Origin of the sequence: Methylobacterium sp. WL7 (genome assembly GCF_008040085.1) — a bacterium.
GTDB classification, from domain to species: Bacteria; Pseudomonadota; Alphaproteobacteria; order Rhizobiales; family Beijerinckiaceae; genus Methylobacterium; species Methylobacterium mesophilicum.
Genome location: NZ_VRVG01000044.1, coordinates 15,072 through 37,918, shown reverse-complemented (window position 1 = coordinate 37,918; position 22,847 = coordinate 15,072). Strand labels below are relative to the sequence as shown.

At 71.6% G+C, this 22,847-nt stretch carries 20 protein-coding genes; 8 read left to right on the top strand and 12 right to left on the bottom strand.

The genetic code is table 11. The features are described from left to right. Positions 1–249 precede the first annotated feature (249 nt). A complete protein-coding gene (locus tag FV233_RS13595; protein ID WP_147897771.1) occupies positions 250–696 on the top strand; it encodes a hypothetical protein in 447 nt (148 codons plus the stop codon). A 22-nt stretch (positions 697–718) separates the two neighbouring features. Here the strand turns inward: FV233_RS13595 and FV233_RS13590 are convergent, their stop codons facing one another. Then, positions 719–1,132: a DUF4864 domain-containing protein gene (locus FV233_RS13590; protein WP_147856686.1), complete on the bottom strand. Its 414-nt coding sequence runs from the start codon at positions 1,130–1,132 to the stop codon at positions 719–721. Positions 1,133–1,448: 316 nt separating this feature from the next. On the opposite strand from FV233_RS13590, the gene rutA reads away from it, so the two are divergent. The 3 genes from rutA to rutC are packed head-to-tail and all read left to right on the top strand — an operon-like array spanning position 1,449 to position 3,711. Next, positions 1,449–2,543, top strand: a complete 1,095-nt coding sequence (gene rutA / locus FV233_RS13585; RefSeq protein WP_147856689.1) for a pyrimidine utilization protein A — start codon at positions 1,449–1,451, stop codon at positions 2,541–2,543. Next, entirely contained in the window at positions 2,543–3,280 is a 738-nt protein-coding gene (rutB, locus tag FV233_RS13580) for a pyrimidine utilization protein B (RefSeq protein ID WP_147856687.1), read from the top strand. The genes rutA and rutB overlap by 1 nt, the downstream gene beginning before the upstream one ends. Positions 3,281–3,324: 44 nt before the next feature. After that, positions 3,325–3,711: a pyrimidine utilization protein C gene (gene rutC, locus FV233_RS13575; protein WP_147856688.1), complete on the top strand. Its 387-nt coding sequence runs from the start codon at positions 3,325–3,327 to the stop codon at positions 3,709–3,711. Here rutC and FV233_RS13570 read toward each other — a convergent pair whose 3' ends face one another. Both FV233_RS13570 and FV233_RS13565 read right to left on the bottom strand, forming a co-directional pair. After that, positions 3,712–4,650 carry a glycosyltransferase family 2 protein gene (locus FV233_RS13570; protein WP_147897770.1) on the bottom strand — a complete coding sequence of 313 codons (939 nt, stop codon included), beginning with the start codon at positions 4,648–4,650 and terminating at the stop codon, positions 3,712–3,714. Further along, on the bottom strand, positions 4,647–5,624 hold the full coding sequence (locus FV233_RS13565) for a glycosyltransferase family 2 protein (RefSeq protein ID WP_147897769.1): 978 nt from the start codon (positions 5,622–5,624) through the stop codon (positions 4,647–4,649). The genes FV233_RS13570 and FV233_RS13565 overlap by 4 nt, the downstream gene beginning before the upstream one ends. 409 nt (positions 5,625–6,033) lie before the next feature. Here FV233_RS13565 and FV233_RS13560 point away from each other — a divergent pair, with 409 nt between their 5' ends. Next, a complete protein-coding gene (locus tag FV233_RS13560; protein ID WP_147897768.1) occupies positions 6,034–9,936 on the top strand; it encodes a glycosyltransferase in 3,903 nt (1,300 codons plus the stop codon). After that, positions 9,933–10,652 (top strand): CatB-related O-acetyltransferase, encoded by a 720-nt coding sequence (locus FV233_RS31620; protein WP_147897767.1) that lies wholly within the window; start codon positions 9,933–9,935, stop codon positions 10,650–10,652. The genes FV233_RS13560 and FV233_RS31620 overlap by 4 nt, the downstream gene beginning before the upstream one ends. Positions 10,653–10,655: 3 nt before the next feature. On the opposite strand, the gene FV233_RS30320 is transcribed toward FV233_RS31620, so the two are convergent. The 6 genes from FV233_RS30320 to FV233_RS13530 form a co-directional block, all read right to left on the bottom strand. Continuing rightward, complete coding sequence (locus FV233_RS30320; protein ID WP_187278105.1) at positions 10,656–10,796, bottom strand: hypothetical protein; 141 nt, start codon at positions 10,794–10,796, stop codon at positions 10,656–10,658. Positions 10,797–10,882: 86 nt separating this feature from the next. Then, positions 10,883–12,085, bottom strand: coding sequence for a Zn-dependent hydrolase (locus FV233_RS13550; RefSeq protein WP_147897766.1), 1,203 nt, complete (start codon positions 12,083–12,085; stop codon positions 10,883–10,885). A 164-nt stretch (positions 12,086–12,249) separates the two neighbouring features. Further along, complete coding sequence (trmFO, locus tag FV233_RS13545; RefSeq protein ID WP_147897765.1) at positions 12,250–13,677, bottom strand: methylenetetrahydrofolate--tRNA-(uracil(54)-C(5))-methyltransferase (FADH(2)-oxidizing) TrmFO; 1,428 nt, start codon at positions 13,675–13,677, stop codon at positions 12,250–12,252. A gap of 78 nt (positions 13,678–13,755) precedes the next feature. Then, the gene (locus FV233_RS13540; RefSeq protein WP_147857367.1) at positions 13,756–13,902 is read right to left on the bottom strand and encodes a DUF1127 domain-containing protein; all 147 of its coding nucleotides are present in this window, start codon (positions 13,900–13,902) and stop codon (positions 13,756–13,758) included. A gap of 271 nt (positions 13,903–14,173) precedes the next feature. Continuing rightward, on the bottom strand, positions 14,174–14,443 hold the full coding sequence (locus FV233_RS13535; protein WP_147857368.1) for a hypothetical protein: 270 nt from the start codon (positions 14,441–14,443) through the stop codon (positions 14,174–14,176). A gap of 154 nt (positions 14,444–14,597) precedes the next feature. After that, positions 14,598–15,572, bottom strand: a complete 975-nt coding sequence (locus tag FV233_RS13530) for a S1C family serine protease (RefSeq protein WP_147897764.1) — start codon at positions 15,570–15,572, stop codon at positions 14,598–14,600. Between the two features lie 321 nt (positions 15,573–15,893). Between FV233_RS13530 and FV233_RS13525 the strand changes: the two genes are divergently transcribed. Continuing rightward, on the top strand, positions 15,894–16,433 hold the full coding sequence (locus FV233_RS13525; protein WP_147857605.1) for a sigma-70 family RNA polymerase sigma factor: 540 nt from the start codon (positions 15,894–15,896) through the stop codon (positions 16,431–16,433). Next, a complete protein-coding gene (locus FV233_RS13520) occupies positions 16,430–17,197 on the top strand; it encodes an anti-sigma factor (protein ID WP_147897763.1) in 768 nt (255 codons plus the stop codon). Before FV233_RS13525 ends, FV233_RS13520 begins: the two co-directional genes overlap by 4 nt. Positions 17,198–17,260: 63 nt before the next feature. Here the strand turns inward: FV233_RS13520 and FV233_RS13515 are convergent, their stop codons facing one another. The 3 genes from FV233_RS13515 to uvrA all read right to left on the bottom strand — a co-directional run bounded on the left by FV233_RS13515 (position 17,261) and on the right by uvrA (position 22,760). Then, a complete protein-coding gene (locus FV233_RS13515; RefSeq protein ID WP_147897762.1) occupies positions 17,261–17,830 on the bottom strand; it encodes a fasciclin domain-containing protein in 570 nt (189 codons plus the stop codon). A 276-nt stretch (positions 17,831–18,106) separates the two neighbouring features. Continuing rightward, positions 18,107–19,087, bottom strand: a complete 981-nt coding sequence (locus tag FV233_RS13510; protein WP_147897761.1) for a transporter — start codon at positions 19,085–19,087, stop codon at positions 18,107–18,109. A gap of 523 nt (positions 19,088–19,610) precedes the next feature. Further along, a complete protein-coding gene (gene uvrA / locus FV233_RS13505; RefSeq protein ID WP_147897760.1) occupies positions 19,611–22,760 on the bottom strand; it encodes an excinuclease ABC subunit UvrA in 3,150 nt (1,049 codons plus the stop codon). Positions 22,761–22,847 lie beyond the last annotated feature (87 nt).

Genomic DNA, 22,847 nt, shown 5'->3' with positions numbered 1-22,847 from the left:
CCGGTCCGGACGGAGCGCCCCCGCCGCCCCCGCCGAAGGGCGCGCATTTCCGGCTCGAGCGCGGCGATGCCCGGATCGACGTGAAATGCGCCGACGAGGACTCGATGAAGGCCTGCGCCGACATCACCCTGCAGCTCCTCGACAAGCTCGCGACGCTGCGGCCCGCCGACGCCCGATAGTTCTTTGCCACGACGGCGGGGCTCGGAAACGACCCCGCCGCCCGCCGGCACCCACGACAGGATCACCGACATGACCGATACAAAAACCGATTCACACCACGCCGCCGGCACCGTCTGGGCGGTGTTCGGACACCGCTTCGCCCTCGACGGGGCCGGGGGGCGGATCCTGGCGGATCTCGGACCGAAGGGAGCCGCGGGGATCGCCCTGGCGGTGGGCGATCGGGTCTCGCTGCAGGGCACGCGGAAGCCCTCCGAGATCAAGGTCACCCGCCTCACCCTGGCGGACGGCTCGACCCGCACGATCGACTGGCCCGAGAGGGAGACGCACGACCATCCGCCGGCCGATCCCGCCCTGGCGATCCGGGCCGCGGAAGCGGCGGGCTACACGGTGGCCGGCGCGCCCGCACGCAAGCCCAAGCATTTCGAGCTGCGGGGCGCGAAGGATGGCGTGAGCCACGAAATCCACGTCGCGCTCGACGGCCGGATCCGGAAGACCAAGGTCCTCGCCGCCGCGTAAGGCCGGGCGCGCGGGCGCCCGTTCAGGCGCTCGTGCCCGGCGCCTTGATCAGGCGGCAGCCGGTGATGCGCCAAGCCCCGTCCGCGTCCCGGGCGAGGCTGTATTCGGCGGTCCAGTCGACGCCGTACTCGTCCTGGATCGCCACCGACTGCACCACCCCCGCCTCCCCGGTGTCCCGGCCCTCGCCGAACACGAAGCTGCGGTGGCGGTAGACCGGGCGGTACTGGGTGCGCACCATGCCGATGAACAGGTCGGCGTTCGGGAACATCTCCCGGATCGCCGGGGCCGCCTGGGCGTAGGCGGTCGGCGCGTCGTCGCGCCCGAGCGCCTCGACCTGCCGGGTGATCACCGCCCGCGCCTCCGTCCGGGCGCCGTCATCGGCCAGGGCCGGCCCCGCGAGGCCGAAGACCAGCAGGAGGGTGAGCCACGCGCGCATCGACGGTCACTCCGATCGGGCGCCTCCCACGAGACACCTGAGCCGACTGATCATCTAGACGGACGAAGGCGGTCGGCAAGCACCGCGCGCGCAGGATGTGCAGGCATCGCGCGCCGGTTGTGCAAGTCGCTGGAAAGAGAGGCATTTCCGGCCCCGGGCCGGTGTGCGGGTTTGCTTCTGTGCCCAGGTTTTGCGAGCGTCCGCAGACCGACTCGCGCCCACATGGCGCGGTCGCGCGGAGCAGAGGGCCATGGTGCAGAGCCAGGCGGACGCGGAAACCCTTCCCGAGCCCATTCCGGCCGGGGACGTCGCCCCGATGAGCGTCGGGGTGTTCATCCCGATCGGCAACAACGGCTGGCTGCTGTCGGAGAACGCCCCGCAATACCGGCCGAGCTTCGCGCTCAACAAGGAGATCACCCTCAAGGCGGAGGCGCACGGGCTCGACTTCGCCCTGTCGATGATCAAGCTGCGCGGCTTCGGCGGCAGGACCGAGTTCTGGGACCACAACCTCGAATCGTTCACCCTGATGGCGGGGCTGGCCGCGGTCACCACCCGGATCAAGCTGTTCGCCACCGCGGCGACCCTGTGCATGCCGCCGGCGATCACCGCCCGCATGGCCGCGACCATCGATTCGATCTCGGACGGCCGCTTCGGCCTGAACCTCGTCACCGGCTGGCAGAAGCCGGAATACGACCAGATGGGCCTGTGGCCCGGCGAGGCGTATTTCTCGAAGCGTTACGACTACTTGGCAGAGTATGCTCAGGTTCTGCGCGACCTGTGGGAGACGGGCGCCAGCGACCTCAAGGGCACGTATTTCCAGATGAACGATTGCCGCTTGAGCCCCCGACCGCAGGCGCCGATGAAGATCATCTGCGCCGGGCAGAGCGGGGCCGGCCTGGATTTCACGGCCCGCTACGCCGACTACAATTTCTGCCTGGGGAAAGGCCTCAACACGCCCACCGCGTTCGCCCCCGTGGTCGAGCGGCTGGCCGAGGCCAGCGCCAGGACCGGGCGGCGCGTGACCGCCTACGCGCTGTTCATGATCATCGCCGACGAGACCGACGCCGCCGCGATGGCGACCTGGGCGCATTACAAGGCCGGCGCCGATACCGAGGCGATCGCCTGGCTCGGCCTCCAGGGCGCGGCCGACACCAAGTCCGGCAGCGACACCAACGTCCGCCAGCTCGCCGACCCGACCTCCGCGGTGAACCTCAACATGGGCACCCTGGTGGGCAGCTACGCCCAGGTGGCCGCGATGCTGGACGCGATCATGACGATCGACGGCGTCGAGGGCGTGCTGCTGGTGTTCGACGACTTCCTGAAGGGCCTCGACGCGTTCGGGACCCGGATCCAGCCGCTGATGCAATCCCGCCGGCACGTGGTGCCGGCGCCGCTAGCCGAGGTCGCGTGATGGATAGGCCCGCCGGATTCCACGACGCCCAGGGCCGCCACGGCGGCGTCATCCTACCGGCCCGCCCGGAGCCGATCGCCTTCGACCCGGCCGCGACGGCGCTGATCGTCGTGGACGTGCAGAACGCCTACGCGAGCCCGGGCGGCTATCTCGATCTGGCGGGCTTCGACGTGTCGGGCACCGGCCCGGTGATCGCGCAGATCGTCCGGGCCGTGGCGGCGGCCCGGGCAGCGGGCATCCGGGTCCTGTGGTTCCAGAACGGCTGGGACCCGGACTATGTCGAGGCCGGCGGCCCGGGCTCGCCGAACTGGCACAAGTCCAACGCCCTCAAGACCATGCGGCGGCGGCCCGAGATGAACGCCCAGCTCCTGGCCAAGGGCTCGTGGGACTACGCCCTGGTCGACGCCCTGAAGCCGGAGCCCGGCGACATCGTGCTGGGCAAGCCGCGCTACAGCGGCTTCTACAACACGCCGCTCGACAGCATGCTGCGGGCCCGGGGGGTGAACACGCTGGTCTTCACCGGCATCGCCACCAATGTCTGCGTCGAGTCGACCCTGCGGGACGGCTACCACCGGGAGTATTTTGGAATTGTGCTCGCCGATGCCACCCACCAGGCAGGCCCGCGGAGCCTGCACGAGGGGGCGCTCGCCAACATCGAGACCTTCTTCGGCTGGGTCTCGGACGTTGCCGCGTTCGAGGCGGCGCTGCGCGCGCAGACCCGCGCCGCCGCCGAATAGACCGCCCGCCGTCCCCAAACCCGCACCGCGAAAGTCCCAAAAAAATGCCGAAGCAGGTCGTCATTCCGCCGGGGTCGGGCAAGCCGCTCGCCCCCTACGTGCCCGGCACCCTGGCCGACGGGGTGCTGTACGTCTCGGGCACGCTGCCGCTCGATGCCGAGGCCAACGTGGTCCATGTCGGCGACGCCGGCGCCCAGGCCCGGCACGTGCTGGAGACGATCAAGGGGGTGGTCGAGGCCGCGGGGGGCACGATGGACGACGTGACCTTCAACCACGTCTTCCTGAAGGACTGGGCCGATTACGCGGCGATCAACGCGGTCTACGCGGCCTACTTTCCCGGCGAGAAGCCGGCGCGCTACTGCATCCAGTGCGGCCTCGTGAAGCCCGAGGCGCTGGTGGAGATCGCCTCGGTGGCCCATATCGGCCGCTGATCAGGGGCCCCGCAACAGCTTCGGCGCGAGGCCGGGCAGGGCGGCGGCCAAAAGTCCGGCCGCGCGCAGCACCTCGGCGGCTTCCTCCGGCGAGCGGCGGGCCAGTGCCAGGGCGAGCCGCAGCGGCACCTGCGCGCAAAAGCTCGCCAGCGTGAGGGCGAGGGCCGCAAGCCGGCCGTGATGCTTGTGCGCATACAGGATCTGGCTGCGCAGGAAGTAGAACAGGCGCCGGGCCCGCACCTGCCGGGTCGTGCCCTGGCCGACATGGTGGGCGACCGCCCCGGCCACGTGCCGCACCGCGAAGCCGGCGGCCCGGGCGCGGGTGCACAGGTCGGCATCCTCCCAGTAGACGAAGAAGCGCGGGTCGAAGCCGCCGAGCGCCGCGAACAGGTCCCGGCGGATCATCAGGAACGCGCCCATCACCTGCCCGACGGCGCGGTCCTCGGCATGGTCCCATTCGACCAGAAAATGCGGCCGCACGAGGCCCAGCCGGTCGAGCGCCAGGGCGCGGCCGAGGAGGCCGCGACCCGTGGGCGCCCGGGCGCAGGAGCGCGCGGTCCGCCCGTCCGGGTCGACCAGCCGGGCGCCGACGATCCCGGTGCGCGGGTCGGCCGTCAGGGCGTCCAGGGCCACTCTGGGGGCGTCGGGGGCGACCTGCGTGTCCGGGTTGAGGAACAGGATCGCCGGGGCGTCCCCGGCGGCGGCGCCCTGGTCGCAGGCCCGGCCGAAGCCCAGGTTTTCAGCGTTGCGTATCAGCCGGACCGGGCGGGGCAGGGCGGGCAGGTCGTCCGCCGAACCGTCCTGCGAGGCGTTGTCCACCACGATGACCTGCACGGCGGCGGCCTCCTGCACGGCCGCGAGGCTCGCCAGGCAGGCCCGGAGCAGGGCGCCGCCGTTCCAGTTGACGATCACCACGTCGAGGACGGCGCGGTCGGTCATGGGCGATCCCGCGGGGGCCCGAGACGCCCGAGGGCGCCGTCGCGGGCGGCTCCGAGCAACCGCAGCAGGACGGCGGGCCGCCAGCCCGAATCCGCCCAGTACAGCCCGGCCTGGAGCGGCAGGTAGGCGGCCTGGGCGAGCTTCCAGCGCAGGGGCACGTGCGGCAGGCGCCAGGCATAGACCGCGTTGCGCAGGTAGGTCGCCATCCGGAACAGGGGCTGGCGCGGCATCGCGATCCCGAAGCCGCGGATCACCCCGCCCCCGACCCGGTGCGGGATCGCGACGTCCCGGGCGAGGTAGCAGCCGTAACCGAGACTCCAGGCGCGAAAGCACCATTCCAGCTCGACGCCGTCGATGAAGAAGTCGGCGCGGAACGGCCCGACCCGGGCGAGGGCATCGAGGTCGATCAGCGAGCCCGAGGTCGCCAGGAACTGCACCGGGGCGAGGGCGCCGCAGGCTTGAGAGATGACGCCGCAGGCTGGGGGGAGGCCGCCGCAGGCTTGAGAGATGACGCCGCAGGCCGGCGCGAGGTCGCCGCAGGCCGGTGCACCAGGGCGGGCCGGGTAGGCCGGCGCCTTGTGGCCGGCGGCCGGCGCGGGGGCCGGCCCCACGACGGCCGCCGGGATCCCGGCCTCCCGGAGCCGGTCGCGGGCGGCCAGCAGCGCCGCGGCCAGCCCGGCGGGCGGCGCGGCATCCTGGTCGAGCAGCAGCAGGGTGTTCGCCCCCGCCGCCCGGGCCGCCGCCGCGATCCGGTTGAGCGCCTCGGCGATGCCGACATTGCGCCCCGCCGACAGCAGGCTCACGCCGGCCCGGACGAGGCGCTCCGCCTCCGCATCCGCCAGGCCGCCATCGTCGAAGGCGATCACCCGGGCGAATCCGGACGCGGCGTGCGCCAGCACCCGGTCCACCTGGTCCCGGCTCGGCCGGAACAGGGTGATGCCGAGCGCGAGGCGGCCCAGTCCGGGATCAGGCACGGGCCGGGCTCCGGCGGCTCACGCCCGCTCCACCGCGGCGTTGCGGGTCGGCATCGGTCGAGCGGGGATGCCGGAAGGGAAAGCCGGCGAGGCGGCGCATGGCGTCGATCCGGTCCCGATGGGTCGGCGTTTCGATATCGCGAGGCCCGGTCCCCGACAAGCGGCCAGGCCGGGTCGCGCAGCCGCGCAGGCCGAGCACGGACCGGCCCATGGTTTACGGACTCGGCCGGTTCCGTTAGTTCGACGGGCGAAGAATGCGACGCCCGCCTCCGCGCCACGCACGCCCCCGACGCTGCCGACCATGAGCCGATCCGAGACCAGCGCCTCGACCGCGTCGACCCCGAAGGCGGCCGACGGATGCCGCGCCTCGTGACGGCGCGCGGCGCACGTTCCCCCGCAGAGCCCTGAGATGCGCCTCGGTTTGCCCCCGACCCTCGGGCGGTTCAAGCGCCGCCTCGGCCGGCCGGTCGCGCGCGGCGTCACGGATTCCGCGCGCGCCCTGCGCCTCGGCTGGCGCCGGATCAGCGACCCGCTGGGCCGGCCCACCGCGCTGCAGGCCCGCTGGGCTGGCGCGGGTGCCGGCGACCCCCCCGAGGCGCGCCTGGTCGCGGCGCTGGAGCCCCATGTCGATACCGGCTTCTACGCGAGCTGGTACGGCATCACGGTCGATCCGGTCCGGGACTACCTCGTGCTCGGCTGGCGCGCGGGCCGGGATCCGCGACCGGATTTCTGCACCGCCGACTACCTCGCCGCGCGACCGTATCTGGCCAGGGCCGGCATCAACCCGTTCCTGCACTGGGTGACGGCCCAGCGCGCTAAAGGTGGCGCCCTGCCCAGGCCCGACACCAGGCAGGCCGAGCGCCTGGCCCGCCGCCTCGTGGACGGCGCGTTCTACCTCGCCAACAACCCCGACCTGCAGGCGGCCGGCGTCGACCCGGCGGCCCACTACATGATCTCCGGCTGGCGCGAAGGCCGCGAGCCGTCGCCGCATTTCGACACCCTGGCCTACTGCCTGACCCGAAACATCTCCTACGCGACCCAGAACCCGCTGGTGCACTACGTCCTGCACGGCGGCCCGGCCCGGCCCGAGCCGGAGGATCTTTTCGGGCTGCAGGCCGAGACGCTCGCGCCCTATTTCGACGCCGCCTTTTACCGCCAAGGGCTGGACGGAGCGGAGGGGGCCTCCGACACCGAATGGCTCCGCACTTATGTAGCCGGCGGCTGGCGTGCGCTGCGCAGCCCGCGCCAGGATTTCGACCCGGCCGGCTTCGTGCAGGCGCGGGCCGGCAGCCGGGCGGTGATCGGCGACCCGTTCTTCCGGTACGTGGCCGAGACGCGGCTCGCGGGGAAAAAGCCGTTCGCGGGGACGGACCGGTTGAACGTCCCGGCCGTGGACGAGGCCTGGTACCGGACGACCTACGCGGATGTCGGGGAGGCCGGCCCCTACCTCCACTTCGCCACAGGCGGCTGGCGGGAGCTGCGCGATCCCGGCCCGGGCCGCTCGACGCTCGATGCGCTGCTGCGGGTCTGCGGCCTGCGCCCGGCGCGTCCGCCCGTGGAGGACACGCTCTGGCTCGGCGCGGTCGGCCGGGAGCCCCTGGACCGGGCGGCGTCCCTGGATCTGCAGGCCGGGCTGGCGGCGCTCCATTTCGACCATGCCTTCTACCGGCAGCGCTACGGCCTGGCGGAGGACGCCGACGCGGTCCGCGATTATTGCGACGCCGGCTGGCGGGCAGGCCGCAACCCGCGCGCCGACTTCAACGGGCAGGCCTATGGCGACGCGCATCCCTGGGTTCGGGAGACCGGGATCGCGCCCCTCGTCCACCACCTCGCCACCGCGCTGCTGCACGGCGTCGATGTCTCGTCGGGGGCGTTCGATCCACGCTACGGCCCGCCGCCCTCCGGGGCGGACGCCCTGGCCGAGCAGGCCCGGCTGATCGAGCCCTTCTTCGACGCGGCGTACTACGCCAAGCGCAATCCCGACGTCGCCGGCGCGGCGGGCGGCCCACTCGCCCATTTCGTCGCCTACGGCCAGCACGAGGGCCGCGACCCGAGCAAGAGCTTCTCGATCGCGTTCTACGCGGAGACCTACGGCCACCTGTTCGCGCCGGGCGAGTCGCCGGTCCTGCACTACGTCCGCACCGGCCGGGCCGCCGGGCTGATGGGTTGCCCCGAGGATCTCGGCAGTTGGCCGGCCATGGAGGCCCCCGAGCCGCGGGATTGGGACGGCCTGCCCCGGGCCCTCACCCTCGCCCAGGCCCGGGTCGTCGTGATCATGCCGGTCTACAAGGGCCGCGGCGAGACCCTGCGCGCCATCCACGCCTGCCTCTCGGCTCCGCAAAAAACCCCGTTCACCCTGCTCGCGGTCAACGACCGGTCCCCCGACCCGCAGCTGACTGCAGACCTGAAGGACCTCGCCGGCCGCGGCCTGTTCCACCTCGTCGAGAACCCAGACAACCTCGGCTTCGTGCGCTCGGTCAACCGCGGCCTGTCCCTGCGCCAGGGCCGCGCCGTGGTCCTGCTCAACTCCGATGCCGAGGTGTTCGGCGACTGGCTCGACCGGCTCGCCGCCCACGCCGAGACCGCCGAGGCCGAGGGCCGCCCCCCCGTGGGTAGCGTCACGCCGCTGTCCAGCAACGCCACGATCTGCAGCTACCCGAAGTTCAACGCCAACAACGCCATGGCGCTGGAGATCCCCCGGCCCGACCTCGACCAGGCGGCGGCCAGGATCAACCGCGGCCGGGCCGTGGAGGTGCCCACCGGGGTCGGCTTCTGCCTATACATGACCGCCGCCGCGCTCGATGCCGTCGGCACCCTCGATGAGGTCGCCTTCGGCAAGGGCTACGGCGAGGAGAACGACTGGTGCATGCGCGCCCGCAAGGCCGGGTTCTCCAACCTGCTGGCCGAGGACGTGTACGTCTACCATGCCGGGCAGATCTCGTTCGGGCTCGACCCGGGCGGCGAGTACGACCAAGGCCAGGCGGCCTTGCTCGCCAAGCATCCGGACTATCCGGCTTTGGTCGGCCAGTTCGTCCAGGCCGATCCGGGCCGGCGCGGCCGGGCGCGGCTCGACCTGTACCGGCTCGCCCGGCACTTCCGCGGCCGGGCGGTGCTGTTCGTGACCCACAGCTGGGGCGGGGGCATCCAGCGGCACATCGACGACATGATCGCCCGGCTCAAAGCCGAGGGCACCGCCGTGGTGCTGCTCTCGGTCGACCGGGCCCGCAACATCCAGGTCAACGTCTCGTACCGCAGCCGGGAGTTCGTGTACCTGCCGAGCCTGGACAGCCTGTACCTGCCCCGCGACGCCGAAGCGGTCGCCGCCTTCGTGGAGCAGCTGGCGCCGCCCTTGATCCACGTGCACTCGCTGGCGGGCCTGCGCTGGAATGCGGCGCGCGCCCTGATGGACCTCGTGTCCAACTCGGGGCGGCCCTATGCCTGGACGCTGCACGACTTCTCGCCGGTCTGCCACCGCAACCACCTGGTGATGCCGGACGGGCGCTATTGCGGCTTGGCGCCGGTGCCGGTGTGCCGGGACTGCCTGGCCTCGGACGCCGACGGCTACGAGGAGCCGGACCCGGAGGAGCGGCGGGCCGCGTTCGGACGGTTCCTGGCCGGCACGGCGCGGGTGTTCGCGCCGTCGGCCGACACGGCGGGGCGGATCGGGGCGGTGTATCCGGAGCTGGCGATCACGGTGCGGCCGCACGTCGAGCACGACCGGAGCGTGCGCTCCACCGCCCTGCGCCGGCCAGGCCGCGTGCGCCGGGTCGCGGTGCTCGGCGCGATCAGCGCCACCAAGGGCGGCCTGGTCCTCCAGGCGCTGGCGACCGACGCGCAGGACCGCAAGCTGCCGCTGCGCTTCGCGATCGTGGGCTACACCGATCCCGCGCTCACGGGCGGCCTGGAGCGGGCCGGGGTGACCCAGACCGGCCGCTATGCCGGCGACGCCGAGGCGCTGGATCTCGTCGGGCGGGTTGCGGCCGACCTGATCCTGCTCCCGGCGATCTGGCCCGAGACCTACTCGTACGCCCTGACGCTCGGGCTGCGGACCGGCCTGCCGGTGGCGGCCTTCGACCTCGGCGCCCAGGGCGACCGCCTGCGCGCCTACCCGAACGGCCATGTCCTGCCCTACGCCCTGGCCAACGACCCGGCCGCCTTCAACGACCGGCTGCTGGCGATCGACATCTCCCCCGCCGGGGAACTCGCGGTGCCGATCCAGGCGGCCGCGTACGACGACCTGATGCGCGACTACTACGTCCTGGACCTGAATCCGGCCGGGGCGCAGAACCCACTCGACGAGGACGCCGCATGATCTCCGTCAACGAGGACATGAAGCAGGAGATGCTGCGGCGCGGCATCTCGGTGCTGCATCCGGCTCCGTTCGGCCTGCCGGAGGATTGCACCTTCGAGCCGCCGTGCAGCATCAAGTGGATGGGGATCGATTACTGCCTCACCATGGGGGCGTTCTCGTACGCGGTGAGCGGCTATTATTTCGGCGCCGACATCGCCCGCTACTGCTCGATCGGCGAGAGCGTCCAGGTCGGGCGCGGCAGCCACCCGGTGCATTGCGGCTCGACCTCGCCGCTGTTCTACACGCACCATTCGGCGGTGTTCGACCACCACGATCCGCGCGCCGAGGATTACGAGATCTGCGGCCCGTATCTGTGGCCCAAGCGCGTGCGCATCGGCAACGACGTCTATATCGGCCACGGCGCCTTCCTGATGCCCGACATCACCATCGGCGACGGGGCGATCATCGGCGCCATGGCGGTGGTGACCAAGGACGTGCCGCCCTACGCGATCGTGGCCGGCAGCCCGGCCCGGGTGGTGAAGATGCGGTTCCCCGACGCGCTGATCGAGCGCTACCTGGCGGTGCGCTGGTGGCGCTACGCCTTCTGGGACCTGCGCCAATGCTCGATCACCGATCCCGAGCGATTCCTTGACGCGGTGGAAGAGCGGATCGCCGGCGGGATGCAGGAATACCGCCCGGACCTGATCCCGATCCAGTCGCTGATCCCGGGCGCCTGAGGCTCACGCTTCCGCGTCGGCGAACCGCGCGAACGCCGCCGCCAGCGCGTCGGCGGCCGGTTCGCTCAGGTCGCTGAAGCAGAGCCCGTCGCCGACGAACACGGTCCACACCCCGTCATACGTCGCTTCCTTGCGAATCCGCATGGCCGCCCTCCGGCATCGATGCGGATCAACGGTTGGGTGCGCGGGGCGTTGCTTCGGCGCTCAGAGGCGCGGCGCTCTACCGGCCCTCACCCCGCCAGCACCCGCGCCGCCGCCGCGCCGAGCGCCCGCACGCCGAAGGCCAGGTCGGCGTCGCTGGTATCCTCCGCCCAATGATGGCTGATGCCGCCGATCGACGGGACGAACAGCATGGCGGCCGGGAGGATCCGGGCGATGTTCTGGGCGTCGTGGCCGGCGCCCGAGGGCATCACCTGCCATTGGCCGGGACAGACCTGCTCGGCAGCCTCGGAGAGGGCCCGCATCAGGCCCGGGTCGCAGGGGGCGGGAACAGCCTTGGACAGGACCGTGAGCGTGGCGGGGCAGCGCTCGCGCCGGTTGGATTCGCGCACCAGTGCCTCGAGGCAGGCTTCCATCCGCTCCAGCACCGGCATCGATACGTCGCGGAACTGGAACGCCACCTCGGCTCGGCCCGGGATGATGCTGTAGCCGCCGGGATCCAGGGTGATCCGCCCCGTGGTCCAGGTGCTGCGCGGGCCGCAGACGTTTGGGAATTCCCGGTCGATCGCCGCGAGCAGGCGCACCGCCGAGAGCCCCGCATCCCGGCGCTCGGCCATGGTGGTGCCGCCGGCATGGTCCTGGTTGCCGTCGAACACGATCCGGAATTGCCAGATCGCCACGATGCCGCTGACCACGCCGAGATGCAGGCCGGCGGATTCGAGTTGCGTCCCCTGCTCGATATGCAATTCCAGGAAGCCCCGGTAGCGGGCCGGGTCGATCCGCAGCCGCGGCAATCCGGCGAGCCCGGCGGCTTCGAGGGCCGCGCGGAGCGGCGTGCCGTCGGTGCGGTTGTAGGCGGCGTCGATCTCGGCCTCGGCGAGGTCGCCGATCGCCGAGCGGCTGCCCAGGAAGCCGCCGGAGAAGTGCCCCTCCTCGTCCGCGAAGGCGACGACGTCGACGGGCAGCCCGGCCCGGGCCAGGGCCAACCCGGCGACCACCCCCAGCGCCCCGTCGAGCCAGCCGGCCTCGTTCTGGGTTTCGATGTGGCTGCCGACCAGGAGGTGGGGTCCGGGCCCGCGATGGCGCCCGAGCACGTTGCCGATCCCGTCGATCGACGCCTCCAGCCCGCAGGCCTCGAGCCGGTCCATCAGCCAGCGGCGGGAGTCCATGTCCTGGGGCGAGAAGGTCGGCCGGTGGACGCCGGTGCGGAACCGGCCGATCGCGCGCAGGGCGTAGAGGTCGGCCAGGAAAGTATCGGTGTCGATCTCGGTCATGCGGTCCCCGGGGCTGAACGCCCGGGCCGTGCAAGCGCCATGCGCGCCTATGGGGTTTCCAAAGGGCGAGCCCTTTGGCGGGGTGTCGGGGCGGAGCCCGACAGCAGGGCTCTGCCCTGCACCCGCGAAAGGTCCCGGACCTTTCGAAACCATGACGTGCCGCGCTACTCGGCCGCCGCCTGTTTCCAATCCGCCACCGGCCCACCCGCCATCCAGGCGGCGAGGTCGGCCCGGGCGCGGTCGGTGAGCGCCCGCCGCTTCAGCACGGCCTTCTCCGGGCCGCGCAGGCGGCGGCCGGTCTCGTTGCGGGGGGCCTGGGCCAGGGGCGGGAACAGGCCGAAATTGACGTTCATCGGCTGGAACGAGCGCGGCGCGTTGGCCTCGCCGTCGGCCCCGACATGGCCGCCGGTGATGTGGGCGATGAGGGCGCCGAGCGCCGTGGTCTGGGGCAGGGGGCTGAGCGGCCGGCCGGCGGCCTCGGCCACCGCGAAGCGCCCCGCCATCAGCCCGACCGCGGCGCTCTCGACATAGCCCTCGCAGCCGGTGATCTGGCCGGCGAAGCGCAGGGCCGGCCGGGCCTTCAGCCGGAGGGTGGCGTCCAGCAGGCGCGGGCTGTCGAGATAGGTGTTGCGGTGCAGGCCGCCCAGCCGCGCGAACTCGGCCCGCTCCAGGCCGGGAATCGTGCGGAAGACCCGGACCTGCTCGGCATAGGTCAGCTTCGTCTGGAAGCCGACCATATTGTAGAGGGTGCCCAGCGCGTTGTCCTGGCGCAGCTGCACGATCGCGCAGGCCTTGACCTGCGGGTCGCGCGGGTTGGTGAGCCCCACCGGCTTCATCGGGCCGTGCCGCAGGGTCTCGGGGCCGCGCTCGGCCATCACCTCGATCGGCAGGCAGCCGTCGAAATACGGCGTCCCCTCCCACTGCTTGAACCCGATCTTGTCCCCCGCCACCAGGGCGGCCACGAAGGCGTCGTACTGCGCCCGGTCCATCGGGCAGTTGAGATAGTCGGCCCCGGTGCCGCCGGGACCGGGCTTGTCGTAGCGGGACTGGAACCACGCCACGTCCATGTCGATCGAGTCGCGGTGGACGATCGGCGCGATGGCGTCGAAGAAGGCGAGCGATTCGGCGCCGGTGAGCGCCCGGATGCCCTCGGCGAGCGCCGGGGCGGTCAGCGGGCCGGTGGCGACGATGCAGGGCCCCCACTCCTCCGGCGGCAGGCCCTCGACCTCGCCGCGCACGATCGTGACGTTGGGATGCTCCTCCAGGGCCCGGGTCACCGTGGCGGAGAAGCCCTCGCGATCCACCGCCAGGGCGCCCCCCGCCGGCACCTGGTTGGCGTCGGCCGCCCGCATGATCAGCGAGCTCAAGGAGCGCATCTCCTGGTGGAGCAGGCCGACGGCGTTGCTCTCCGGGTCGTCGGACCGGAACGAGTTCGAGCAGACCAGCTCGGCCAGGCCGTCGGTCTGGTGGGCCTCGGTGCCGCGGACCGGCCGCATCTCGTGGATCACGGCGCGATGGCCGGCCTCGGCCACCTGCCAGGCCGCCTCGGATCCCGCCAGGCCGCCGCCGACGATGTGTAGGGTCTGTGTCATGGCCCAGAATAGCGAAGGACCGTCGCCCGGATCAACGGGCGGCGGTCCTTTGAGTCGAATCGCGATGGTGCCGGGAGATCAGACGCGGGCGATGCCGTGGATCTCGCTGCGGTTGATGCCGAGATCGGCAAGGTCGCGATCCGAGAGGCGGGACAGCTGGGAGACGGTGTCGCGGTACCGGAGATAGGCGCGGACGCGACCCAGGACGCTACGAGCGGCGGACATGGAGTGTATTGACCTCTGTTCGGGCAGTGAGTGGCGCGCCGTTGCGCATCGCTGCCTCTTGTTGGTGCAACGCACATATAAACCTCCCGCGGCGCAGCAGGAGTCGAAAGGCCAAGGATCTGGTCTGCGTGGGCCGCATGCGCGGATTAAGAAACCGGCAACCTTCCCGGCTGGTCATTCTTTGTGCGCATGCGGGGACCCGCCCCGAACGCGCGAAGGGCGCCCCGCCGGCCGGCGGGACGCCCTTCGCAGCGCAAAACGGAGGCGGCGCTCAGTAGAACGGGCGCGGGCCGTAGAAGCCGTAGGGGCGATCATAGGGCCGGTAGAACGGCCGCGGCCGAACGTAGCCGCCGTAATAGACCGGCCGGCGCCCGTAATAGGGGCGGGGGCCCCAGTTCGGGCGGCAGAGGCCCCAGGGATTCGGATGGAAGCCCGGGCCGCAGCCCCCCGCCGCCTGGGCGGAGCCCGCGAGCCCGAGGCCGCCGGCGATCGCGGCGGCCACAACGAGTGCCTTCGCGCGCGGTGCGCTCAGAATCGCCATGACAGATCTCCTCGAAACGTCCGGCGGATCGGTGCCGGTCGGGGGAGACTCGGCCGCGCCGCCTGAACCGATGCTGAGCCTGTGGTTGTATCCGGTGCAGGCTCCGCGCCCGGGAAACGCAGCCCCGGCGGAGACGGTTTCCCGCACCGGGCCTTCAGTGCAGCGAGGGCGTGCGCAGGAACCGCTCCCGGTCGGCCGAGACCAGGGCGAGCTTCACGCCGCGCCCGTCCCGGCGCACGGTGAGGGGAACCCGGACGCCGGCCTCGCCCAGCGCCCAGATGCTGCGGAACAGGGCGGCGAGGTCCGGGATCGGCTCGCCGGCCACCGCCTCGATCACGTCGCCGCTGCGCAGGCCGCCGGACTCGGCCGGGCCGCCGTCGGCGAGCCCCATGACCACGATGCCCTCCTCGCTCTCGGTGGCGTAGAGGCCGAGCCAGGGCCGCGGCGGCCGGTTGGCGCGCCCGCGCGTGGCCAGGTCGTCGAGGATCGGCGGCAGCAGGTCGATCGGCACCACCATGTTGATCGGGCGGGCATTGCTGCTGCCGCCCTGCTGCAATTGCAGGGAGCCGATGCCGAGCAGCTCGCCCTGCGCGCCGATCAGCGCGGTGCCGCCCCAATGGGGGTGGGCCGGGGCGGTGAACAGCGCCTCGTCGAGGACATACTCCCAGTACCCGGCGAATTCCTGCCGGGCCACGACCTCGACGGCGACGCAGCGCTGGCGCCCCCCCGCCCCCGCCACCACGGCCCGGTCGCCGGTCTTCAGGCCGGCCGACTGGCCGAGCGGCAGGGCCGGGACCCCGAGATCGCCCAGCGCCTGGACCAGGCCGAAGCCGGTTGCGGCATCGAAGCCGAGCACGTGACCCTGGACCGAGCGGCCCTCCCGGGTGGTGAGCCAGACGCTCTCGGCCTCCGTGACGAGGTAGCCGACCGTGAGCACCAGCCCGTCTTCCCGGATCACCACGCCGTTGCCGGCGCGCTCGGTGCCGAGGGTCTCGGCCGTGAACGCGCTCTCCGGCACCCGCGCCGACAGGGCGAGCACCGACGAGAGCGCCCGATCGAGATCGTAGCCGTAATCCGCAGGCCTGGGCTGGGCCTGCGCGGGGATCTTCCACTCGCCCTGCGTCGCCATGAGATTCCTTCGACTCGTTCGCTCTGCTCCGGCGCCGCCGGACGCGCGAAATCAGACTAAGATAGGCTGTCGGCACGGCCTGCGACACCCGTGGCGCGGCGCCGCGCGCGGATCGCTGAGCCGGCGAACCCGTCGCGGGTCCCGCGCGGAGCCGGCGATGTGACAGGACGCGCGGGGGCGCTTAGAACTATCTTACGGGAGCGCGACCGGCAGGGGAACGGCGCGCGGACGCTGGAACGGATCTTGGCCGGACCGATCTTTGCCGCGGGGGCGCCTCAGGACCGGGTGCCGCCGGGCCTTCACGGCGCCGACGATGCGCGGCTGCGCCGATTGCTGTTCGAGATCGGGCGCGGCGAGGCGGCCGCCCTGGCCGAACTCTACGACCTGACCAGCCCGAAACTCTTCGGCGTGATCCTGCGTATCCAGCGCGATCGGTCCCTTGCCGAGGACGTCCTGCAAGACGCGTATCTGCGGATCTGGCAGGCCGCCGGGAGCTACGACCCCGAGGCCGGACGCCCGTTCGCATGGCTGTGCACGATCGCCCGGAACCGGGCGATCGACGGCCTGCGCCGGAAGGGATCGGCCGAGGTTCAGGGACCGGTGCGGGATGACGGCGAGGATTGGGTGGCGCGGTTGATGGACCCGCACGACGACGCCGCGGCGTTCCTGGACCGGGACGCGCTTGGGGCCTGCCTCGGCCGGCTGGAGCCGGCGCACCGGGATTGCGTGGTGCTGGCCTATTGCGAGGGCCGCTCCCGGGACGAGCTGGCCGAGCGCTACGACCGGCCGGTCAACACGATCAAGACCTGGCTGCACCGGGCGCTCGCATCGCTGAAGACCTGCCTGGAGGCGGTCACGTGACCGGCGGGCCTGGCGACCTGACCGCGGATCCCAGCTCGGACCCGGACCTGCGCGCGGCCGAGTACGTGCTCGGCACCCTCGACCGCGAGGAGCGGGCCGCGATGGCGCTCGCGCTCGCCACCGATACCGCCGCGGCAGCCCGGGTGCAGGCCTGGGAGCGGCGGTTATCGCCCCTGCTCGGCGCCATCCCGCCGGTGATGCCGTCGCCGCGGGTGCGGGCGGCGCTGCTGCGCGCGCTCCCGGTTGGGCCCGGCGGATCGACCGCTGCGCGGGCCGGCGATCCCGTCACTCAGGATCCCGTCACCCGCGATCCCCGTCTGCGCGATCCCCTCGCCCATCTGCGGCGGCAGGTCCGGCGCTGGCGCATCGCCACCGCGGGGGCCGGGCTGCTGGCGGCCGGGCTGGCGCTGTTCGTGGCGGTGGGCCTGCGGCCGGAGCCGGAGGGCGGCCGCTACCTCGCGGTGGTCCAGGGCGGCGGCGCGCTCCCGGCGCTGATCGTGCGCGTCGACACCCGCACCGGCACCGCCCAGGTCCGGCCGGTCGGGGCCGAGGCGCCCGCGGGCCGGAGCCTGGAGCTGTGGTATGTCGGCGCCGAGGGCCCGAAGCCGCTCGGCCTCGTCGGGGGCGGTGCGACCCGGGTGACCCTGCCGCAGGGCGCCGCGCCGGACGGGGTGCTGGCGGTCTCCGTGGAGCCTCCGGGCGGCTCGCCGAGCGGCCAGCCCACGGGACCGGTGGTCTATACCGGCAAGCTGATCGCCGAGTAGCCGCAGAGAGGAACCCGCAGCGCCGGAGCGGCGCCGCGGGTGGGTCGGATCACGAAATCCGGATCAGGGCGTCAGCACGGCGTTGATCACGTGGATCACGCCGTTCGACTGCATGACGTTCGGGATCGTCACCGTGGCGGTGTTGCCCTTCACGTCGGTGATCAGGACCTTCTTGCCCTGCACCGCCACGGCGAGCGGCTCGCCCTCGACCGTGGTGAGCTGGCCCTGGCCGCCGCCCTTCTTGACGAGCGCCACCAGGTCCTGGGCGGTGTAGACGCCCGGGACCACGTGGTAGGTCAGGATCTTGGTCAGCGTCGGCTTGTTCTGCGGCTGCACCAGGCTCTCGACGGTGCCCGGCGGCAGCTTGGCGAAGGCGGCGTTGGTGGGCGCGAACACCGTGAACGGGCCGGGGCCGCTCAGCGTCTCGACGAGGCCCGCGGCCTTCACGGCGGCGACCAGGGTGGTGTGGTCCTTGGAGTTGACCGCGTTCTCGACGATCGTCTTGCTGGCATACATCGGCGCGCCGCCGACCATCGGGTTCTTGGCGTAGGCCGCGCCGGTGGCACCGAGGCCGAGGGTCAGAGCGAGGGCGACCGCCCGGGCCGCGCGCCGGCTTCCGATAACGTTGAGCATCCTGGTATTTCCTTCCCTGACGTATCCCGGGATCAAGCGAGCGCCGGGATTGCGTCGGCGCCTACGGGGCTTCGGGCGGAAAGGTTTCGCAGGATCTGAATATCCGCCCGGGTCCGGGGGACATGGTCCGGGCGGGCATTGTCCGGCGGGCATGAAAAAACCGCCCGGCGGTGGCCGGGCGGTTCGCCGTCCTGGCGGACGGGATGGCGGAGATCCGGGTCCCCCGCCGCCTGCGCGGTGGGAGACCGGTATCCTGGGTCGATCAGTACTTGTCGATCAGTACTTGCGGACCAGGGCCACCGGGGCCGGTGCGGCGGGGGCCGGGGAGTACAGCGGCACGATCAGGCGGAGCCAGCCGTCCGTGGAGTAGTCGCTGCGGGCGCGGCTGAACGGCGTCGCGGCGATCTGCGCACCGGTGACCACGTCGCGGGCGACGTAGGCCTGCACGGTGAAGACCTTGAAGTCGTAGCCGATCAGGCCGCCGACGGCGAACCGGCCGCGGTTGTTGGCTGCCAAGCTGGCTTGGCCGATATCGAAGTTGTAGGTGCCGTAGGCGACCGGACCGATCTCGAAGTTGCCGAACTTCTTCGTGGCGGTGAGGTCGAAGTTCAGGGAGTCCGAAATGCGGAGCGGGCCGATCGCGGCGCCGACCTGGCCGGGGAAACGACCGGGCGAGTCGTAGATGTTGGCGGTCAGGTTGCCGGTGATGTTCCAGCCGTCGCCGGTGTAGCTGCCGGCCACGCCGAAGCGGTAGGTGTTGGAGGAGAGCTGACCCAGAACCGGGGTGGCGGTCGTGCCCTGCGGCGTGATGATCGAGCCGCGGTCGCCGTTGAGGTCGTTCAGGTACGCGCCGCCGAGCAAGCTGACGCCGAAGTTGTTGCCGAGGTCGAATGCCCAGATGCCGCCGACGAAGGTGCCGACGTTGATCGAGATGTCCTTGTTACGCACGCCAGCCGGGTTGCGGGTGAAAGCGAACACGGTCGGGGGGGCGACGAGCAGCTCGATGCGGCCGCCGAACGGCACCAGCGGGGTCGACCAGACCAGGACCGGGATGTTGACGGCCGTATCGGGATCGTTCCGGCCATCGGTGCGGCGGAAGGTGAAGGTGTTGATCGCGTAGACGCCCTCGGGCAGCGGCGCGCCGATGGCCAGGCCGACCTGCTCGCCGGGAACCGTGGTGGTCTGCGCCTGAGCGATCGTCGAGGTCATGCCGACCGTGAGCGCGACTGCGCCGGCCGCGAGCCAGTTCTTCATCATTGTTTCAATCCTTCCCAAGGTCTCAAGGCATCCGTCCCGCATTCGGCACTACCCTGCCGGTCTGCTCGCCATTGGCGGCTGCCGACTTCCGGTGTGCCGAGCGCCCCCACGGAGCCCGCCCGTCTCAACGCCAATGACTATTCTACAGAGACCTGCGGAATGACAGTGGAATGCCGGTCGAAGCGGCAAAACCGGCCGAACCGTTGCGCAAAAGACGCATTTTTGCGGCGATGCAACACAGTCCCCAGGATTGAATAGCGGGCGGGCGGCCGGCAAAATATCGTTGAACGGTCAAGCTGTTGCACGGGACCTCCCGGCACTTTGGCGGGAGAATCCGGCAACTAGGGATGGGTGAACGGGCATTCGTCCCAGCCGGGCGCCGAACCCGGAAACCCCGCTCCGGACGGCCGATCCCCGGCCGAAGACGGGCGTGAGGCGCCCGAATCACGGGGCGCGGAGGCGGTCCCGGGCGGATTTTCGGGCCGCACCGGGCAGAATCTGCCGCCTCGCGCCCGGCCGGCGCCTATTCGGCGGCGCTGCGGCGGCCGGTCTGCGGGGCGGGGCGACGGGCCAAGACCTCGCGCAGGAACCGGCCGGTATGGCTCGCCTTCGAGCGGGCGATCTCCTCCGGCGTGCCGAGCGCCACCACCCGGCCGCCGCCATCGCCGCCCTCGGGACCCATGTCGATCACCCAGTCGGCGGTCTTGATCACTTCGAGGTTGTGCTCGATCACCACGACCGTGTTGCCCTGGTCCACCAGCTCGTGGAGCACCTCCATGAGCTTGGCCACGTCGTGGAAGTGCAGCCCGGTGGTCGGCTCGTCGAGGATGTAGAGCGTGCGGCCCGTGGCGCGCTTCGACAGCTCCTTGGACAGCTTCACCCGCTGCGCCTCGCCCCCCGACAGGGTGGTCGCCTGCTGGCCGACATGGACGTAGTGCAGGCCGACCCGCTTGAGGGTCTCGAGCTTCTCGCGGATCGCCGGCACCGCCTTGAACAGCTCGGCCGCCTCCTCGACGGTGGAATCGAGCACGTCGGCGATGGACTTGCCGCGGTACTTCACCTCCAGGGTCTCGCGGTCGTAGCGCTTGCCCTTGCACACGTCGCAGGTGACGTAGACGTCCGGCAGGAAGTGCATCTCGATCTTGATGACGCCGTCGCCCGAGCAGGCCTCGCAGCGCCCGCCCTTCACGTTGAACGAGAAGCGCCCCGGCTGGTAGCCGCGCGCCTTGGCCTCGGGCAGGCCCGCGAACCAGTCGCGGATCGGCGTGAACGCTCCGATATAGGTGGCGGGGTTCGAGCGCGGCGTGCGGCCGATCGGCGACTGGTCGATGTCGATGACCTTGTCGAGATGCTCCAGCCCTTCGAGCCGGTCGTACGGGGCCGGGTGCTCCAGCGCCCCGTTCAGTTTTTTCGCGACGGCCTTGTACAGAGTGTCGATCACCAGGGTGGATTTCCCGCCGCCCGAGACGCCGGTGATGCAGGTGAAAGTGCCGAGCGGCACCTCGATATCCACGTCCTTGAGGTTGTTGCCCCGCGCGCCGAACACGCCGAGCTTGCCCTTCCGGCTCTTGCGCCGCGCGGCCGGGGTGCGCACCGACATCGCGCCGGTGAGGTACTTGGCCGTGAGCGAGGCCGGGTTGGCCAGCACCTCGGCGGGGGTGCCCTGGGCGATGATCTCGCCGCCATGGATGCCCGCCCCCGGGCCGACATCGACCACGTAGTCGGCCTGCAGGATCGCGTCCTCGTCGTGCTCGACCACGATCACCGAGTTGCCGAGGTCGCGCAGGCGCTTGAGCGTGCCGAGCAGCCGCTCGTTGTCGCGCTGGTGCAGCCCGATCGAGGGCTCGTCCAGCACGTAGAGCACGCCGGTGAGCCCGGAGCCGATCTGCGAGGCCAGCCGGATGCGCTGGCTCTCGCCCCCCGACAGGGAGCCGGAGCCGCGGGCCAGCGTCAGGTATTCGAGGCCGACATCCACCAGGAAGCTGAGCCGGTCACGGATTTCTTTGAGAATTCTGACCGCGATCTCGTTTTGCTTGGCCGTCAGCTTCTCCGGCAATTCGGAGAACCAGCGATGGGCTTCCGAAACGGACAGCGCCGTCACGTCGCCGATATCGGCCATGGCGACCTTCACGGCGAGCGCCTCGGGCTTCAGCCGCTTGCCGCCGCAGGACGCGCAGGGCGTCTCGCTCATGAACCGGCCGATTTCCTCCCGCACCGCGTCGGACTCGCTCTCCTTGTAGCGGCGCTCCAGGTTCGGGATCACGCCCTCGAACGGCTTGTTGACCGCATACTTGCGCAGGCCGTCGTCGTAGGCGAAGCGGATCGCCTGCTTGCCGGAGCCGTACAGCACGACGGCGCGGGCCGCCTCCGGCAGGCTCTGCCAGGCCACGCTCGTCTTGAAGCCGTAATGCTCCGCCAGCGCGTCCAGCGTCTGGCCGTAATAGGGCGAGGTCGACTTCGCCCAGGGGCCGACCGCGCCGCGCTTCAGGCTGAGCGCGGGATCCGAGATCACCAGCTCGGGGTCGATCCGCATCTCGTGGCCGATGCCGCCGCAGGTCGGGCAGGCGCCGAACGGGTTGTTGAACGAGAACAGCCGCGGCTCGATCTCGGCGATGGTGAAGCCCGAGACCGGGCAGGCGAAGCGCGACGAGAACGTGATCGCCCGGGGCTCCTCGCCCTCGGGCGCGTCCGCGAACACGATCTCGCTGATGCCGTCGGCGAGCTCCAGCGCGGTCTCGAACGAATCCGCCAGCCGCGCGGCGATGTCGGGCCGCACCACGATCCGGTCGACGACCACGTCGATGTCGTGCTTGAACTTCTTGTCGAGCTTGGGCGCGTCGTCGATCGCGTAGTATTCGCCGTCGACCCGCAGCCGCTGAAACCCTTTCTTTTGGTACTCGGCGATTTCCTTGCGATACTCGCCCTTCCGGCCGCGCACCACCGGAGCGAGCAAATACAGCCGGCTCTTCTCCGGCAGCTCCAGCACCCGGTCGACCATCTGCTGGACGGTCTGGCTCTCGATCGGCAGGCCGGTGGCCGGGGAGTAGGGGATGCCGACCCGCGCCCAGAGCAGGCGCATGTAGTCGTAGATCTCGGTCACCGTCCCGACGGTGGAGCGCGGATTCTTGGAGGTGGTCTTCTGCTCGATGGAGATGGCCGGCGACAGCCCGTCGATCTGGTCGACATCGGGCTTGGACATCATCTCCAGGAACTGGCGGGCATAGGCCGAGAGCGACTCGACGTAGCGGCGCTGCCCCTCGGCGTAGATCGTGTCGAAGGCGAGCGACGACTTGCCCGAGCCCGACAGCCCGGTGAACACCACGAGCTTGTCCCGGGGGATCGTCAGGTCGACGTTCTTGAGGTTGTGCTCCCGGGCGCCCCGGACCGTGATCACCCGCCGGTCGGCGGCGCTCGGCGGCGCGGCGTCGAACAGGGCCTCCAGCTTGGCGTCGACGGCGGCCTCCGCGGCCGCGCTCCGGCTGCTGCCCGGGCGGACGGGGGCGGGGGCCTCGGCCTTCTTCGTACGCGCGGGCTTGTTCGTCCGCTCAGGCTCGGCCGGAACCGCCTCGGCCGGCGCTTTGGCGGACGACGCCTTCACGGGAGACGGTTTGGGGGCGGCTTTGCTGGCGCCGACGCGGGGTCCGACTCGGGTTCCGGCTTGGGCTTTGGCCATGAGGGCGGCGGTCTTTCGAGGCGTCGACGCGGTCGGGGCTGGCTTTGCGCGCGGGTCAGCCGCCGCACCCGCTCATGTCGAGCCCGG